Annotated in this window: 15 protein-coding genes; 6 read left to right on the forward strand and 9 right to left on the reverse strand. The window is 59.2% G+C overall.

Annotation, left to right across the window (positions count from 1 at the left end):
• Positions 1 to 21 precede the first annotated feature (21 nt).
• From VSQ83_RS00465 to VSQ83_RS00495, 7 genes are all read right to left on the reverse strand, one after another.
• Positions 22 to 666 (reverse strand): methionine ABC transporter permease, encoded by a 645-nt coding sequence (locus VSQ83_RS00465; protein WP_019828117.1) that lies wholly within the window; start codon positions 664 to 666, stop codon positions 22 to 24.
• Positions 656 to 1,777: a methionine ABC transporter ATP-binding protein gene (locus VSQ83_RS00470; protein WP_219262692.1), complete on the reverse strand. Its 1,122-nt coding sequence runs from the start codon at positions 1,775 to 1,777 to the stop codon at positions 656 to 658. Before VSQ83_RS00470 ends, VSQ83_RS00465 begins: the two co-directional genes overlap by 11 nt.
• Before the next feature lie 2 nt (positions 1,778 to 1,779).
• Complete coding sequence (locus VSQ83_RS00475; RefSeq protein ID WP_326425017.1) at positions 1,780 to 2,571, reverse strand: MetQ/NlpA family ABC transporter substrate-binding protein; 792 nt, start codon at positions 2,569 to 2,571, stop codon at positions 1,780 to 1,782.
• Between the two features lie 124 nt (positions 2,572 to 2,695).
• A complete protein-coding gene (locus VSQ83_RS00480; RefSeq protein WP_133075116.1) occupies positions 2,696 to 4,060 on the reverse strand; it encodes an LLM class flavin-dependent oxidoreductase in 1,365 nt (454 codons plus the stop codon).
• Complete coding sequence (locus VSQ83_RS00485) at positions 4,060 to 5,256, reverse strand: SfnB family sulfur acquisition oxidoreductase (RefSeq protein ID WP_219262690.1); 1,197 nt, start codon at positions 5,254 to 5,256, stop codon at positions 4,060 to 4,062. Before VSQ83_RS00485 ends, VSQ83_RS00480 begins: the two co-directional genes overlap by 1 nt.
• A 14-nt stretch (positions 5,257 to 5,270) precedes the next feature.
• The gene (locus tag VSQ83_RS00490; protein WP_219262689.1) at positions 5,271 to 6,512 is read right to left on the reverse strand and encodes an SfnB family sulfur acquisition oxidoreductase; all 1,242 of its coding nucleotides are present in this window, start codon (positions 6,510 to 6,512) and stop codon (positions 5,271 to 5,273) included.
• Positions 6,513 to 6,731: 219 nt separating this feature from the next.
• Positions 6,732 to 7,496, reverse strand: coding sequence for a hypothetical protein (locus VSQ83_RS00495; RefSeq protein WP_326427670.1), 765 nt, complete (start codon positions 7,494 to 7,496; stop codon positions 6,732 to 6,734).
• 562 nt (positions 7,497 to 8,058) lie between these two features.
• On the opposite strand from VSQ83_RS00495, the gene VSQ83_RS00500 reads away from it, so the two are divergent.
• Positions 8,059 to 8,991, forward strand: coding sequence for an SdiA-regulated domain-containing protein (locus VSQ83_RS00500; RefSeq protein WP_219262687.1), 933 nt, complete (start codon positions 8,059 to 8,061; stop codon positions 8,989 to 8,991).
• A gap of 101 nt (positions 8,992 to 9,092) precedes the next feature.
• A complete protein-coding gene (locus tag VSQ83_RS00505; RefSeq protein WP_133075120.1) occupies positions 9,093 to 10,001 on the forward strand; it encodes an SdiA-regulated domain-containing protein in 909 nt (302 codons plus the stop codon).
• A 123-nt stretch (positions 10,002 to 10,124) separates the two neighbouring features.
• On the opposite strand, the gene rpiA is transcribed toward VSQ83_RS00505, so the two are convergent.
• Entirely contained in the window at positions 10,125 to 10,796 is a 672-nt protein-coding gene (gene rpiA, locus VSQ83_RS00510) for a ribose-5-phosphate isomerase RpiA (RefSeq protein ID WP_133075121.1), read from the reverse strand.
• A 145-nt stretch (positions 10,797 to 10,941) separates the two neighbouring features.
• Here rpiA and ilvA point away from each other — a divergent pair, with 145 nt between their 5' ends.
• Positions 10,942 to 12,456, forward strand: coding sequence for a threonine ammonia-lyase, biosynthetic (gene ilvA, locus VSQ83_RS00515; RefSeq protein WP_133075122.1), 1,515 nt, complete (start codon positions 10,942 to 10,944; stop codon positions 12,454 to 12,456).
• Positions 12,457 to 12,495: 39 nt separating this feature from the next.
• Positions 12,496 to 12,924, forward strand: a complete 429-nt coding sequence (locus VSQ83_RS00520) for a DUF2269 family protein (RefSeq protein WP_133075123.1) — start codon at positions 12,496 to 12,498, stop codon at positions 12,922 to 12,924.
• Positions 12,925 to 12,976: 52 nt separating this feature from the next.
• Here VSQ83_RS00520 and VSQ83_RS00525 read toward each other — a convergent pair whose 3' ends face one another.
• Positions 12,977 to 13,633, reverse strand: a complete 657-nt coding sequence (locus tag VSQ83_RS00525; RefSeq protein WP_133075124.1) for an HAD family hydrolase — start codon at positions 13,631 to 13,633, stop codon at positions 12,977 to 12,979.
• Between the two features lie 143 nt (positions 13,634 to 13,776).
• Between VSQ83_RS00525 and VSQ83_RS00530 the strand changes: the two genes are divergently transcribed.
• Positions 13,777 to 14,256 (forward strand): RNA pyrophosphohydrolase, encoded by a 480-nt coding sequence (locus tag VSQ83_RS00530; RefSeq protein ID WP_019828104.1) that lies wholly within the window; start codon positions 13,777 to 13,779, stop codon positions 14,254 to 14,256.
• 21 nt (positions 14,257 to 14,277) lie between these two features.
• A complete protein-coding gene (gene ptsP, locus VSQ83_RS00535; protein ID WP_133075125.1) occupies positions 14,278 to 16,557 on the forward strand; it encodes a phosphoenolpyruvate--protein phosphotransferase in 2,280 nt (759 codons plus the stop codon).
• Positions 16,558 to 16,661: the final 104 nt, after the last annotated feature.

The following is a 16,661-nucleotide window of genomic DNA, read 5'->3' on the forward strand; positions in this document are numbered from 1 at the left end:
AGTCAGGCCGCCGACTATACCTCAGCGTTTGTTCAGTGCCAGGGCCAGGCGGTCGCCGCCGAGCTGAATCACGGCCACTAAAATCACCAGCAATACGATCACGGTCAACATCACTTGCGAGTCGAAGCGCTGATAGCCGTAGCGGTATGCAATGTCACCCAACCCGCCTGCACCGATCGCGCCAGCCATTGCCGAAGAGTTGATCATGGTCACCAGGGTGATGGTAAAACCGCCGACGATACCGGGTAAGGCTTCGGGCAACAGCACATGCCAGATGATGTGATGACGCTTGCAGCCCATCGCCTGGGCGGCTTCGATTAATCCGTGATCAACTTCGCGCAGGCTGACTTCGGCAATCCGGGCAAAAAACGGTGTAGCCGCGATGGTCAGTGGTACGACTGCAGCCCAGACCCCGTAGGTAGTGCCTACAATCAGGCGGGTAAACGGGATCAGCGCCACCATCAAAATCAGAAAGGGAATTGAGCGAAACAGATTCACGAACGCCCCCAATGCCTTGTTCAGCGCCGGGGCTTCATAAATGCCACCCTTGCCGCTGGTGACCAGAATCACCGCCAGCGGAATACCCAGGATCAGCGCGATCAGCGAAGACACACCGACCATCAAGAAGGTGTCGATCACCCCCTGCCATAAACGATCAAATCCCATAACCCACCACCTCGACCTGTTGTGCCCATTGACCGGCGCGCTTGCGCAGTTCGTCCACGCCCAGGGACGTGCTGGTCACGCTGAGCAGCAGTTGGCCCAGGGCATGGCCCTGGATGTGCTCGACACCGCCGTGCAGCAGTCGCACCTGCCCACCCAGGGCGCTGAACAACGCGCCAAGATCCGGCTCTTGCGCCTGGTTGCCGGTGAAGCGCAGACGCAGGATCACGCTGGATTGCGAAGACAGCGGTTGCGCGCAAATACGCTTTTGCAGGGCTTCGGGCAGGGTGTCTTGCAGCGGCGCGAGCAGGGTTTTGCTGACATCGTGCTGCGGGTCGCCAAACACTTGCCACACCGGCCCTTGCTCCACCACCCGGCCTTGCTCAAGCACCACTACGCGGTGGCAAATATCCCGAATCACAGCCATTTCATGGGTGATGAGGATGATGGTCAGGCCCAGGCGCTGATTGATTTCGCGCAGTAAGCCCAGAATCGACTGCGTGGTTTCGGGGTCCAGCGCCGAGGTGGCTTCGTCGCAGAGCAGAATCGCCGGGTCGTGAACCAGCGCCCGGGCAATGCCGACACGCTGTTTCTGCCCGCCCGAGAGCTGCGCCGGGTAGGCCGTGTGCTTGCCTTGCAGGCCGACCAGCTCCAGCAGTTCGCGGACTTTCTGCTCGCGTTGCAGCTTGGGAACCCCCGCCACCTTGAGCGGCAGTTCGACGTTCTGCCACACGGTCTTGGCTGACATCAGGTTGAAGTGCTGGAAAATCATGCCGATCTTGCGCCGCAGCGCGACCAGTGTGTCTTCGTCAAAACCGGCGATATCCACCTGGTCAATCAGCACGCGTCCGCTGCTGGGGTGTTCGAGGCGGTTGATGGTACGAATCAGCGACGACTTGCCCGCGCCGCTGCGGCCAATAATGCCGAAAATTTCCCCCCGTTGAATCGCCAGGTCGATGCCTTTGAGGGCATCCACCGGGCCCTGGCGGCCCTCATAGGTTTTGCCGATACCGATAAAACGCACATGGGCGTGGCTCAGCTCGGGGTGCAGCTCGGTGTGGTTCGCGCTGGGCTGCGGCTGATCGAGCCGCTCGCGAGCAATGGCCACGCTCATGATCAGCCTCCCCAGCCGGGTTGGTACAGGTTGCCGTAGGTCTTATCCAGTTGGGCCTTGACCACGGGGGAGTGCTGATAAATGTCGATGAACTTGGCCAGGCGCGGGTCGTCCTTGTTTTTAGGCTGGATCACGAACTGAATCACGTACTCGGGGTGATCGATGCCGTCGAACAGCAACGCCGACTCGGCATCAAAGGTCTTGGCCAGGCGGATGTAGGCAGGGTAGCCCTGAACCAGATCGGCATCGTCGTAGGCACGCACCAGTTGCACGGCTTCAACCTGCAGGATTTTGATCTTCTTCGGGTTGGCGATGATGTCTTCTTCGGTGGCCTTGTAGCCGACGCCGGGCTTGAGGGTAATCAACCCGGCCTTGGCCAGCAGTTGCAGGCCGCGCCCGCTGTTGATCGGGTCGTTGGCGATGGCGACAGTGGCGCCTTCAGGCAAGGCGTCGAGGCTTTTGTATTTTTTCGAATACAGGCCCACGTTGTTGATGATGCCTTTGGCGTAAGGCGTCAGGTCAAACCCGGCAGCGGCCTTGGCGTTTTCCAGAAAGGGGATGTGCTGGAAGTAGTTCACGTCGATATCGCCGCTGGCCAGGCTGACGTTAGGTGCGATCCAGTCGGTGAACTCCACCAGTTCGACCTTGAGCCCTTGCTTGTCGGCCTCGGCCACTGCGGTTTCCAGCGGGATGGCGAAAGCGGCGGTGGTGCCGACCTTGAGGGGCTTGTCGGCTGCGTGGATGAGGCCGCTAAACAGCCCGAGGGCCAGAACCAGTGCGTGTTTTTTGTTCATGGTGTTTTCTCAGTCAAATAGTCGGAATTCGAACCCTGTAGTCGCTGCCGAAGGCTGCGAAGGGTTGCTCCGCAACCCGTTTTCTCGAAATCCCCGCAGGCCTGATCGCAGCCTGCGGCAGCGACTACAGGTCTTGATATCTGTAAGCCGCGCCGGTATGGCGTTGTGGCAAGTGCGCATCCCCGTCGACAAACAGCTTTTGCCGCAGGCTGCCGGTGTCATAAGCGGTTTTATAGGAGCCCCTGCGTTGCAGTTCGGGGACCACCAGGTCGATAAAATCGACGTAGCTTTCAGGGGTGACGATGCGGGTCAGGTTGAAGCCATCGAGGCCGGTTTCTGCGATCCACGACTCCAGTTCATCAGCCACGTGTTCCGGCGAACCCACCAGGGTGATGTAGCGCCCGCCCAGTGCGTGCTGTTCGAGCAACTTGCGCCGGGTCCAGTCGTTGTTTTGCAGCACTTTGGTCGCCGACTGGATCGCGTTGCTCTTCACGTACTGGATCGGCTCGTCCAGCTCATAGTCGGCAAAGTCGATGCCCGTGGAGCTGGAAAAGTGCGCCACTCCCGCTTCGGCGCTGGCATAGCGCAAGTACTCGTCACGCTTTGCCTGCGCCTGTGCCTCGGTCGGTGCAACGATCACATTGAGGCCCATGAACAATTTGATGTCGTCAGGGTTGCGACCCGCCGCCACGGCGCTGGCGCGAACCTTGTCGACCTGGGCTTTGGTGGCGGCCTTGGTCTGGCCACTGATAAACACGCACTCGGCATGGCGCCCGGCAAATACCAGCCCGCGATCCGAGCTGCCCGCCTGAAACAGGACCGGGGTGCGCTGGGGCGACGGCTCGCAGAGGTGATACCCCTCCACCTGATAGAACTCACCGTCGTGTTTGACCTTGTGAACCTTGTCGGGCCGGGCGTAGATGCGCTGCACCGGGTCATTGATCACGGCGTCGTTTTCCCAGCTGCCTTCCCAGAGCTTGTAAAGCACTTGCAGGTACTCATCGGCCTGATCGTAGCGACGGTCGTGCTCGACTTGCTCGGTCAGGCCCATGGCCTTGGCAGCGCTGTCGAGGTAGCCAGTGACAATATTCCAGCCGACGCGGCCGCGGGTCAGGTGATCCAGAGTCGACATGCGGCGCGCGAATAAATACGGGGTTTCGTAGGTCAGGTTGGCGGTCAGGCCAAAGCCGAGGTTTTTGGTGACGGCAGCCATCGCCGAAACCAGCAGCAGCGGGTCGTTGACCGGCAACTGGATCGCCTCTTTGAGGGGGACATCAACCGACTGTTGATAAACGTCGTACACGCCCACGATGTCAGCGATGAACAGCCCGTCAAACAGTCCTCGTTCCAATAGCTGAGCCAGCTCTGTCCAGTACTCCAGGGTGTTGAAGGTGGTCGAGTTGTCCCGTGGGTGCGTCCACAGCCCGTGATTGATATGGCCAATGCAGTTCATGTTGAAGGCATTGATCAGGATCTTCTTTTTACTCATCAAATGGTCCCCCGCAGTGGCGGGTTGGCATCGTTGAGGTAGTAGTTGCCCACGGCGTGGTACTTCCAGCGCACCGGGTCATGCAGCGTATGGACCCGGGCATTGCGCCAGTGGCGGTCGAGACCGTGTTCGGCCAGGGTGGCCTGGCTGCCCGCCAGTTCGAACAGAGTGCTGCCCGCGGCCAGGGAAATTTCAGTGCTCAGGGCTCGCGCCTCAGCGATGGCTATCGAGGCGGCTGCCACGGTGCTGGCGCTGGTGTCGGTCTGGGCGCTGTCGAGGAATTCCCCGGCCCGCTCCAGCAGGGCCTCGGCAGCATGCAGGCGTACACTCAAGTGGCCGAAGCTTTTCAGGGTCAGGGGGTCTTCGCTGGCGATATCGGTGGTGGCGTCGATCCAGGGCCGGGTTTTGGTACGCACAAAATTCAGGGCGTCTTCAAAGGCGGCGCGGGCAATACCGGTGTCGATGGCCGCGTGCAGAATCTGCGCCAGCGGGCCAACCGGGGTCGGACGCTCGAAGGCGCTTTGAAACGGGATCACGTCCTGAGCGGCGACCGATACGTTGTCGAATACCACCGAGCCGCTGCCCGTGGTGCGCTGGCCAAAGCCGCTCCAGTCGTCGATCACGCTCAGGCCGTCGCTGTCGCGGTGGACAAATGCCAGGTGCTGGATACCGTTATCGTCCACCACCGAGGTAGGAATCCGCTGCGCATACAGTGCGCCGGTGGCGTAGAACTTGCGGCCGGTGATGCGATAGCCGTGTTCGGCCTTGGCCAAGTGGGTGGTGCGATCGTGTGCAGTCTTGGTGCCGATTTCGGCCAGGGCATTGCCGAAGCGTTGCCCGGCCAGCACTTCGGCATACAGCCGCTGCTTTTGCTCGTGAGTGCCATTGACCCGAAGAACTTCAAGGGCATAAAAGTGATTCTGCGGGATTTGCCCCAGCGAGGCATCGGCCGCAGCGATCAACGCGATAACCTGGGCCAGGGTGACATTGGACACACCGGCACCGCCGTAGGCCTTGGGCACGGTGATGCCCCACAGGCCGGTGTGGGAAAACAGTTCCAGCTCATCAAAAGGCAGGTGTCGCTCACGATCGCGCAGAGCGCTGTCGCGTTTGAAATGCGCCGCCAGCTCACGGGCTACGCTCAGGGCCTCGGCATCGCTGTGGATAACCGGGACCTGTTTGGATATCAGTGACATGGGTGTCTCCAGGGTCAGATCCAGGAATGCCGGGCAGGCAAGGTGCCGTTGAGGCGGTAAGCGCCAATGGCGTGGTACTTCCAGCGCACCGGGTCGTGCAGGGTATGCACCCGGGCGTTGCGCCAGTGGCGGTCGAGGTTGAATTCGGCAAGGGTGGCGCGGCTGCCGGCGAGTTCGAAGAGCTTTTCGCTGGCCAGCAACGACAGCTCGGTGGTCAACACTTTGGCCTCGGCCACGGCAATGGATGCGCGGGCAGCGGCGGGGGCGTCAATCGCGGCGGCGCTGACTTCGTCCAGCACGCGACCGGCTTTGCGCAGCAGGGCCTCGGCGGCGTGCAACTCAATGTGCAGCTTGCCGATGTCGGCGATCACGTAAGGGTCATCGCTGTTGCGTTCGACCTTGGCGTCGATCCACGGGCGTGAGCGTTCGCGCACAAAACTGATGGTGTCGGCGATGGCGCCCCGGGCAATGCCCAGATCGATGGCCGCCTGGATCAACTGCGACACCGCGCCTTGAATATTGGGCGCATCGTTGAGGCGCGAACTGTCGACCACCAGTTCGGCTTCAACTCGAACATTGTTGAGCAGTACGGTGCCGCTGGCGGTGGTGCGCTGACCAAATCCGGACCAGTCATCGACAACGCGCAAGCCCGGTGTGCCGCGACGTACAAAGGCCATGACCGGCTTGCCGTGATCGTTGATTGCCTTGACCGCAATCCAGTGGGCGAACAGGGCCCCGGTGGAATAAAACTTCTGACCGTTGATGACGAAATCGTCGCCATCGGCGGTGATCCGGGCCTTCAGGTCGAGGGTGTTTTTGCTGCCGCGTTCCGGACCTGCATTGCCGATGCGCCAGCCTTGCAGCACGCTGGCGAACAGTTGTTCTTTTTGCGCCTGGGTGGCCGTGGCAGCGATCAGGCTGAGAATGCCGACCTGATTCTGCGGGATCTGCCCCAGCGCCGGATCGGCAGCCGAGATAATCGCGAACACTTCGGCCAGGGTCACGAATGACACCTTGGGCCCGCCAAACTCGCGACCAATGGAGATACTTCCCAGGCCACTACGGGTAAAGGCTTCTATATGCGACCACGGCAGCTTGCGTTGCTGGTCGCGTTTGCCCGCGTGTTCCCGTGCGCTGGCAGCCAGCGCTCGGGCGGCTTCAAGGGCTTCGTTGTCGGTGCGCAGAACCTGCGCTGCCAGCAACAGAGGCGCGACATCCTGGTCGCTTTGCAGGTGTGCATTGGCCAGATTGGACATTAGTACCGCTCCTTGGCTGCACTCAATGCCCTGGCGTTATGCACAAGGGTGATTGTTTTACGGACCATACCTACCTCACGTTTCATGGGAGCGCCGCTTGAGCGGCGCGGATAAAAGCAGAGAGTCCGGTGGTCCGGTCTATATACCCTAATCGAGTATAAAAATTAAAAGAACTAACTTTTAGGAATATGAATAGATGATTCCATTGCGTCCCCGGCCCTAGCTGCGCCAGTCGGGGTGTGTCTCTGCCGCGTGCAGTGCCTCCCGTGGTGTGGGCTTTAGATAGCGTTTTGCAGCGCCTACCTTGAGTATTCGTGCGGGCGCCCAGCGCGAATTGTTGCCTGCACGGTCGATCACGCAGTAGGTGACTTCCAGTTTGGAGTCTTCGCCGGCTTCCTGAATGATGTGTGGGGGGACGAACACGCCCACAGGCTTGTCGATATCCACCTGGCGCAGTTTGGGCAGGTCCAGGCGTACGTCGCCCCACAGCAGGGTGATCGCGTCTTCGCAGGCCATGTTGCGGTAGGGCTCGATGGTCACGGGTACGCCGCGTCTCATCTGGCTGGAGTTAACCCCGTAACGCTGGATAGGCTCGGGAATGATGAGTGGGGCGAGGCCCTGATTTTCATCGCCGACGGCTTCCCCGCCCGGGCAGTCAAGTTTGACAAATACCTTGAGCTGGGCAGAAACAGCAGGGGTACTGCCGATATGCATCACACGGTAATAAAGACGTGCCGAGCCACTTTGAATGAAACTTTCTGGCACTCTTAACAGCACAGGATGGCCAATGTCAGTGTTTAGAATTTTCTGCGAGGTTACATAACAGCCGTCCCAAAACAACTCGATGAGGTCCCCTTCCTCCATGTTTTTATAAGGTGTTATGGTGATAAGCAAATGTTCGGCGGCCCGTGCGCAGATCGTGTTTTTTTCAGGGTTGGAAAGTGCAGGAGGCGCAAGTTTGTTTATGCATGAGGTAAAGGGCATATATAAAAGATTCCTTTCTGGCTGGTCAGTGGGCGACAGGCGTCGCACAGGCGAGTTCCGGGCCTGGTGCCGTGTGATGCAGGGCCTGTGATGAATGTGGAGTGGTGGGCTGGTGTTAGCTGCACAGTAGGCGATCGATATATAACTACTTCAGTAAGTCAGCCGAGCCGGTTGTTTTATTAGATAAGAGCCTGGGAGTATGAGTGTCAAGGGAGAATGGAGTGCGTTTGAATGTCTTTGGGTTATTCGGAAATCTCCTACTGGTAGAGCGTGCAGGTAATGAAAGGCAAGTGCTAGTTGTTCGGTATTAGTGTCTGTGTGGTACTAAAAGTTATAGAGAGTCAGGTCCGAGAATGGAGGGCGTCTATTTTTATAGCTGTGAAGTGACCCGCGCTGTCGATAAATGGCACTCGTTCAATCAGCAAGGACCAGTGCCATCAAGTTTTTTGGCATTTTTACTATTAATTTCACACGCCTTTTGCATAATCATTGCGCGCGAGGCAGTCGGTTTGCCCGCTTTGTGATGTCCAGCATCAGCCAAATCTCATGGAAGCCCACTCAAATGGCAACAGACCCTCAGTTGATTCCGCCTCTCCCCAAGTCCTCTCGCTTGCGCATGCGCTGGTATTACTGGTTATTGCTGCTTGGCGCATTGCTCTATGGATTGGCGTCGATCATGCATTGGGATGACCGCGGTGCATTGTGGGTGCTGGAGCGGTTTGAAAGCCCGTCTGAGCAGAACGAAAGTGTGTGGCTGCCTGACTACACGGCGGTGATTGATGCCAAGGTGCTGCCGGGGATGGAAAAGGACGAAGCATCAGATCTGGCTTATAACCCGCTGAGCAAAACGCTGTTTTCGGTGATGGGCAAGAATCCGTTCCTGGTGGAACTGACCCTTGATGGCGATGTGCTGCGTAAAATTCCGCTGGTGGGCTGGAGCAACCCCGAAGGCCTGACGGTGATGGAAAACGGTCTGCTGGCCATTGTTGACGAGCGTGAGCACATGCTGAGCATCGTTAATATCGATGCCGACACCAAAACCTTGAACATTGCCGACTTCCCCAAGTACGACCTGGGCCCGTCGAAAAACCAGAACAAGGCGTTTGAAGCCATTGCCTGGGATCCACGCCGCCAGCAGCTGTTGCTGGGTGAGGAGCGTCCACCGCAGTTGTTTGTATGGAAAAGCGATGGCGGCCAGGTACTCACCGGCAGCAAGCAAAAAGTACCCAGCGATGAACTGGATCTGCGCAATCTGTCTGCCCTGAGCATTGACCCGCGCACGGGGCACACACTGGTGCTGTCGGCTGATTCGCACATGCTCCTTGAACTTGATGAGCTGGGCGAGCAAGTCAGTTTCATGACCTTGCTCGGCGGTTTCAACGGTCTCAAGAACACCATTCCCCGGGCCGAAGGGGTCGCGATCGATGAGCACGGTACGCTCTACATGGTGAGCGAGCCGAACCTGTTTTATCGTTTCGAGAAAAAGGCCAGGTAACCAGCCGTCTTGCGCGCCAGACACGTTGTGTATTGAGGGTTAAGGTTGAGTTCAGGCAGTGGTGGTATTTCTCCTGCCTGATTTTTTAGAGTTCGACCTCAATGCGCCGTGTCAGCCGTCCTTTTGCTCTTGTTCTGGGTGTAATGCTCGTGGCTCTTGTGGCCGCCGGATTCGCCGCGCAACACTTTCGAATCTTTGAACGAGCCTGGTTTCAGGCCAGCCAGCTGTGGCAACCCGCCGATCCGGCTGCGATCAATCTGGGCGAGTACCGCGCCGTGCTGCAAGGCAAGGTGATCGAGGGACTTGAGGACGATGTGTCGGCCCTGACCTACGATCCGCTGCGCAAAAGCCTGTTCACCGTCACCAATAAAAAAGCCGAGCTGGTCGAGCTGTCCCTCGATGGTCGTCTCTTGCGGCGCATCGCGCTGGTCGGGTTTGGCGACGCCGAGGCCGTTGAGTTTATTGGCGAGAACACTTACGTCATCACCGATGAGCGTCAACAGCGGCTGATCAAGGTAAGGATCGATGACAGCACCCAGGTGCTGGATGCCAAAGATGCGGAGCAATTGACGCTGGGGATCAACCGGTTGGGCAACAAGGGCTTTGAAGGCCTGGCCTATGACTCTGTGGGCAAGCGCCTGTTTGTGGCAAAGGAGCGCGACCCGATGTTGATTTATGAGGTGCGCGGCTTTCCTCAGGCCAATGCGCAGCAACCTTACGCCACCCATGTGGTGACCAACCCGCGACGTGATGCGCGATTGTTTGTGCGGGATTTGTCGAGCTTGCAGTTTGACGAACGCACCGGGCACTTGCTGGCGCTGTCGGATGAGTCCAGGTTGTTGCTGGAGCTGGACCTGGAGGGGCGCCCGATCAGTGTGTTGTCGCTGAAAAAGGGCCGTCATGGCCTGAAAAAATCAGTACCGCAGGCAGAAGGTGTGGCCATGGACGAAGACGGGACGGTGTACGTGGTGAGTGAGCCGAATTTGTTTTACGTGTTCAAAAAAACCTGATTTGTAGTCGCTGCCGCAGGCTGCGATGGGTTTGGTGCGCCACTGCGACGCAGCGACCCTGCTTAAAAGCGAAGGCCCTGCGGTCCTTATCGCAGCCTGCGGCAGCGGCTACAAGTTTTGCAGTTACTTGCTCAGGGTTTTGACGCCTTCAGGCGTACCCAGCAACAGCAGGTCAGCCGGGCGGGCGGCGAACAGGCCGTTGGTCACGACGCCAACAATGGCGTTGATCTGACGCTCCAGCTCAACCGGGTTGATGATCTGCATGTTGAACACGTCGATGATGATATTGCCGTTGTCCGTCACCACGCCTTCGCGGTAGACCGGATCGCCACCCAGCTTGACCAGTTCGCGGGCCACGTGGCTGCGGGCCATCGGGATCACTTCAACCGGCAGCGGGAACGCCCCCAGTACCGGAACCAGTTTGCTGGCGTCGGCGATGCAGATAAAGGTCTTGGCCACGGCCGCCACGATCTTCTCGCGGGTCAGGGCTGCGCCACCGCCTTTGATCAGGTTCAGGTTTTCGTCGCTTTCATCGGCGCCATCAACGTAGAACTCCAGGTCGCTGACAGTGTTCAGCTCATACACCGGAATGCCGTGGCCCTTGAGGCGGGCAGCGGTGGCTTCCGAGCTGGCCACGGCGCCGTCGAATGCGCCCTTGTGCTGGGCCAGGGCGTCGATGAAGCAGTTGGCCGTGGAGCCGGTGCCGACCCCGACGATGCTCTTGTCATCCAGTTTTGGAAGGATGAAGTCGACTGCAGCCTGGGCTACGGCCTGTTTGAGTTGATCCTGGGTCATGCGGGCTCCGGGGCGGGAAGGTTAAACAAACAGAAGGGCGCAAGTATAACCCAAGCATGTAAAACCTTTGGATTCGTATGGTCGCCCGCGTAAACGCTGGGGTAGACTCCTTGGTCCCTGCCAACCCGCCCAGTGAAGCTTTCCGATGCTCGAACAGTACGTTAAGAAGATCCTAAACTCGCGTGTTTATGACGTTGCCGTAGAAACCCCGTTGCAGCTGGCCAACCAGCTGACCGAGCGGTTGGGCAACCAGATTTGGCTCAAGCGTGAAGATTTGCAGCCGGTGTATTCGTTCAAGATTCGTGGGGCTTACAACAAGCTGATGCACTTGAGCGACGCCGAGCGCGCTTGCGGTGTGGTCACGGCCTCTGCTGGCAACCACGCCCAGGGCCTGGCCCTGGCGGCCAAGGTACTGGGTGTCAAAGCCACTATCGTCATGCCGAAAACCACTCCTGAGATCAAGGTCGAAGGCGTGCGTTCCCGTGGCGGCATTGTGGTGCTGCACGGCGATTCCTTCCCGGAAGCCCTGGCCTACTCGCTGCAACTGGTTGAGCAAAAAGGCTACGTCTACGTCCATCCCTACGATGACCCGCACACCATTGCCGGGCAGGGCACCGTGGCGATGGAAATTCTGCGCCAGCACCCGGCGCCGCTGGATGCGATTTTCGTCCCGGTGGGCGGTGGCGGGCTGATTGCCGGTATTGCGGCGTACGTGAAATATCTGCGTCCGGATATCAAGATCATTGGTGTCGAGCCCGATGACTCCAACTGCCTGCAAGCTGCGATGGCGGCAGGCGAGCGCGTAGTGCTGCCAACGGTGGGGATTTTTGCCGACGGTGTTGCTGTGGGCCAGATTGGCCAGTACACGTTCGACATCTGCAAAGACTATGTGGATGAAGTGATCACCGTCAGTACTGACGAGATCTGTGCGGCAATCAAGGATATCTTCGACGATACCCGCTCGATCACCGAACCTGCCGGCGCGTTGGGTGTGGCCGGGATCAAGAAGTACGTTGAGCAGCGGGGCGTGCGTGGCCAGACTCTGGTGGCGATCGATTCCGGGGCCAACGTCAACTTCGATCGTTTGCGCCATGTGGCCGAGCGTGCAGAGCTGGGTGAAGGCCGCGAAGCCATCATCGCCGTGACGATTCCAGAAGAAGCAGGCAGCTTCAAGGCGTTTTGCCAGGCCATCGGCAAGCGTCAGATCACCGAATTCAACTACCGCTACCACACCGGCAGCGAAGCGCACATTTTCGTGGGTGTGCAGACTCATCCTGAAAACGACCCGCGCAGCGCACTGCTGGCCAGCCTGACAGAGCAAGGCTTTCCGGTGGTCGACCTGACCGAGAACGAACTGGCCAAGCTGCACATCCGCCATATGGTGGGCGGGCATGCGGCGAAGGTCAGTGATGAGTTGCTGTTCCGTTTCGAGTTTCCGGAGCGTCCGGGTGCGCTGTTCAACTTCCTGAACAAGCTGGGCGGGCGCTGGAATATTTCGATGTTCCACTACCGCAACCACGGTGCGGCCGATGGTCGGGTCATGGCTGGCCTGCAAGTGCCTGCCGACGAACGCCATCTGGTGCCGGCGGCACTGGCTGAAATCGGTTATCCGTATTGGGATGAGAGCGATAACCCGGCCTATCAGCTGTTTCTTGGCTGATAGCCGCTACGCTGATTGAACGGCTCAAGGGATTAACATATGGAAACGTTCACAGCGTTAAAACTGCTGCATGGCGTGTCGACACTGCTGCTGTTTGTCAGCGCCATTGCCTTGCTGGTCCTGGTGATTCGTCGTTGGCGTGCAGGGGACAAGAACCTGTCGGGCGGGCTGGTGCAGCGGCCCTGGAGCTTTGTCTGGGCGTTGATGGGGGTGTGCTTGCTGGCGTTGCCGGTCAGTGGCTGGTTTCTGGTGCACTTGGCCGGTTGGCCCCTGAGCCAATTGTGGTTACTGGCGGGCAGCTGTTTGTATGTGCTTGGCAGCTTGAGCTGGTTGTGGCTGGTGGTGCGCCTCAACCGGCTGCGGTTGGGACGAATGGCCAGGTATCCGGGCTTTACGCTGGTTTTGGCGATTTTTTGTGCCGTCTGCTTTATCGCCATTGCCGGGCTGATGGGCGCCAAGCCGGTTTAAGCACACTTGCTTGTGTGGGCGCGGGCAAGCCCGCTCCCACACAGGTTGTGTGTCAGTCGCGCAGCGAGATGACTTCCCAGCCACGCTTGATGGCCTCGGCTCGCAAGTTTGGATCAGGGTCCACCGCCACCGGATGGTCAACCTGCTCCAGCAACGGCAAGTCGTTCATCGAGTCGCTGTAGAAGTAGCTGTCTTCAAGGCTGTAGCCGTTTTCGGCCATCCAGCGGTTCAGGCGTGTGACCTTGCCTTCACGGAAGCACGGTACGTCGGTGCTGCGTCCGGTGTAGCGGCCATCGACGATTTCGCACTCGGTGGCAATCAGATGTTCCACGCCAAGTTTCTGGGCAATGGGGGCCGTGACCACGCGGTTGGTGGCGGTGATGATCACCAGCGTGTCGCCTGCTTCACGGTGCTTGGCAAGCAGGGCCTGGGCCTTGGGCAGCATCAGGCCGTCGATGCAGTCGCGCATGAACTCGCGGTGCCACTGATCCAGTTGCGCCATGTCATGGCGGCCAAAGATTTCCATGCTGAAATTAAGATAGGCAGCGTTGTCGAGCTTGCCGGCCAGGTAATCCTGGTAGAACTCGTCGTTGCGCGCCTTGTAGGCGTCGCCATCGAGAATGCCCCGTTGGCACAGGTAGTCGCCCCAGGCGTGATCGCTGTCACCGCCCAGAAGGGTGTTGTCCAAGTCGAATAAAGCCAGACGCATTGAGGTTACCCGTTGAGTTGCCTGAGAAAAGGCCACAAGAATACGGTCTTTTAATAAGAGTGCACATAAGGCAGGAAGGCGCGTTGCTGCTTTCACAACCTTTGTGGAACAATGCGGTGACATGCGTTTGCGAGGTTGTTGCCGTGATCGACCCCGATGGTTTCCGCCCTAATGTCGGGATTATTCTGACAAATGACGCTGGTCAGGTACTTTGGGCTCGCCGTATCAATCAAGACGCCTGGCAGTTTCCACAGGGAGGCATCAACCCTGATGAGACGCCGGAAGACGCCTTGTACCGTGAGCTGAACGAAGAAGTTGGCCTTGAACGCGAAGATGTAGAAATACTCGCCTGCACGCGAGGCTGGTTGCGTTATCGTTTGCCGCAACGACTGGTGCGTACCCACAGCCAACCGCTGTGTATCGGCCAGAAGCAAAAGTGGTTTTTGCTGCGCCTGGTCTCTAACGAGCAACGGGTGCGGATGGATTTGACCGGTAAACCGGAGTTCGATGGCTGGCGTTGGGTCAGTTATTGGTACCCGTTGGGCCAGGTGGTGACATTCAAGCGCGAGGTCTACCGTCGCGCTCTCAAAGAGCTTGCCCCGCGCCTTTTAACGCGCGCCTGACACGGAGTTCGACCCCGAGCCATGCTCAATACGCTGCGCAAGATCGTCCAGGAAGTTAACTCCGCCAAGGATCTCAAGGCGGCGTTGGGGATTATTGTGTTGCGCGTCAAAGAGGCCATGAGCAGCCAGGTCTGCTCGGTCTATTTGCTTGATCCAGAGACCAACCGCTTTGTCCTGATGGCCACCGAGGGCTTGAACAAGCGCTCGATCGGCAAAGTCAGCATGGCGCCCAACGAAGGCCTTGTGGGCCTTGTGGGCACCCGTGAAGAGCCTCTGAACCTCGAAAACGCCGCCGATCACCCGCGCTATCGCTACTTTGCCGAAACCGGAGAGGAGCGCTATGCCTCTTTCCTGGGTGCGCCGATCATCCACCACCGCCGTGTGGTCGGGGTTCTGGTCATCCAGCAAAAGGAGCGTCGCCAGTTCGATGAGGGTGAAGAAGCCTTCCTGGTGACCATGAGCGCCCAGTTGGCAGGGGTTATTGCCCATGCCGAAGCCACGGGGTCGATTCGCGGCCTGGGCCGTCAGGGCAAGGGTATTCAGGAAGCCAAGTTCGTCGGCGTGCCGGGCTCTCCGGGTGCGGCGGTGGGTACTGCCGTCGTCATGTTGCCTCCGGCGGATCTGGACGTGGTGCCCGACAAAGCCATCACCGATATTCCTGCCGAAATCGCGCTGTTCAAAACAGCCCTCGAAGGCGTGCGCAACGACATGCGCGCCGTGTCGAAAAAACTCGCCACGCAGTTACGCCCCGAAGAGCAGGCGCTGTTCGACGTGTACCTGATGATGCTCGACGATGCGTCGCTGGGCAGCGAAGTCAAAAATGTCATCAAGACCGGTCAGTGGGCCCAGGGCGCGCTGCGTCAGGTGGTGACTGATCACGTCAACCGTTTTGAATTGATGGACGACGACTACCTGCGCGAACGGGCGTCGGATGTGCGCGACCTCGGTCGTCGCCTGCTGGCCTACTTGCAGCATGATCGCCAGCAGAGCATGGTCTACCCCGACAACACCATTCTGGTCAGCGAAGAACTGACCGCCACCATGCTCGGCGAAGTGCCTGAGGGCAAGCTGATCGGCCTGGTGTCGGTACTGGGTTCGGGCAACTCCCACGTGGCCATTCTGGCACGGGCCATGGGCATTCCTACGGTCATGGGCCTGGTCGATCTGCCGTACTCCAAGGTCGACGGCATCCAGATGATCGTCGATGGCTATCACGGCGAGGTCTACACCAACCCCAGCGAAGTGTTGCGCAAGCAATACGCCGAGGTTGTCGAAGAAGAACGCCAGTTGTCCCTGGGGCTGGACGCCCTGCGCGAGCTGCCGTGCATCACCCCGGACGGGCATCGCATGCCGCTGTGGGTCAACACCGGCCTGCTGGCCGATGTGGCGCGTGCGCAGCAGCGTGGCGCCGAAGGCGTAGGTCTGTACCGCACCGAAGTGCCGTTCATGATCAACCAGCGCTTTCCAAGCGAAAAGGAGCAGCTGGCGATTTATCGCGAGCAACTCGCCGCCTTCCATCCGCAACCGGTGACGATGCGCAGCCTGGACATTGGCGGCGACAAGTCACTGTCGTACTTCCCGATCAAGGAAGACAACCCGTTCCTCGGCTGGCGCGGGATTCGCGTCACCCTCGACCACCCTGAAATCTTTCTGGTTCAGGCCCGGGCCATGCTCAAGGCCAGTGAAGGCCTGAACAACCTGCGCATTTTGCTGCCGATGATCTCCGGCACCCATGAGCTCGAAGAGGCCCTGCACCTGTTGCACCGTGCCTGGGGTGAAGTGCGTGACGAAGGGACCGACGTGCCGATGCCGCCCATCGGCGTGATGATCGAAATCCCGGCGGCGGTCTATCAGACCAAGGAGCTGGCGCGCCAGGTGGACTTCCTGTCGGTGGGTTCCAACGACCTGACTCAATACCTGCTGGCCGTGGACCGTAACAACCCACGGGTCGCGGATTTGTACGACTACCTGCACCCGGCCGTACTGCAAGCCCTGCAATCGGTCGTGCGCGACGCCCACGCTGAAGGCAAGCCGGCGAGTATCTGCGGTGAAATGGCCGGTGATCCGGCGGCTGCGATTCTGCTGATGGCGATGGGTTTTGACAGCCTGTCGATGAACGCCACCAACCTGCCAAAAGTGAAGTGGATGCTGCGCCAGGTCAGCCTGAGCCGCGCCAAGGAACTGTTGGCTGAAGTGATGACCATCGACAACCCGCAGGTTATTCGCAGCACCATCCACCTGGCCCTGAAAAATATGGGTCTGACGCGGATGATGAACCCGGCGGCAATCAAGCCGTATTGAGAAGCGGCCACGTGTGGGAGCGGGCTTGCTCGCGATAGATTCAACTCGGTCAATCAGTCAGACCGTGGTGTCTGTATCGCGAACAAGTCCGCTCCCACAGGGTT

Origin of the sequence: Pseudomonas sp. DSV-1 (assembly GCF_035830915.1) — a bacterium.
Lineage (GTDB): Bacteria > Pseudomonadota > Gammaproteobacteria > Pseudomonadales > Pseudomonadaceae > Aquipseudomonas.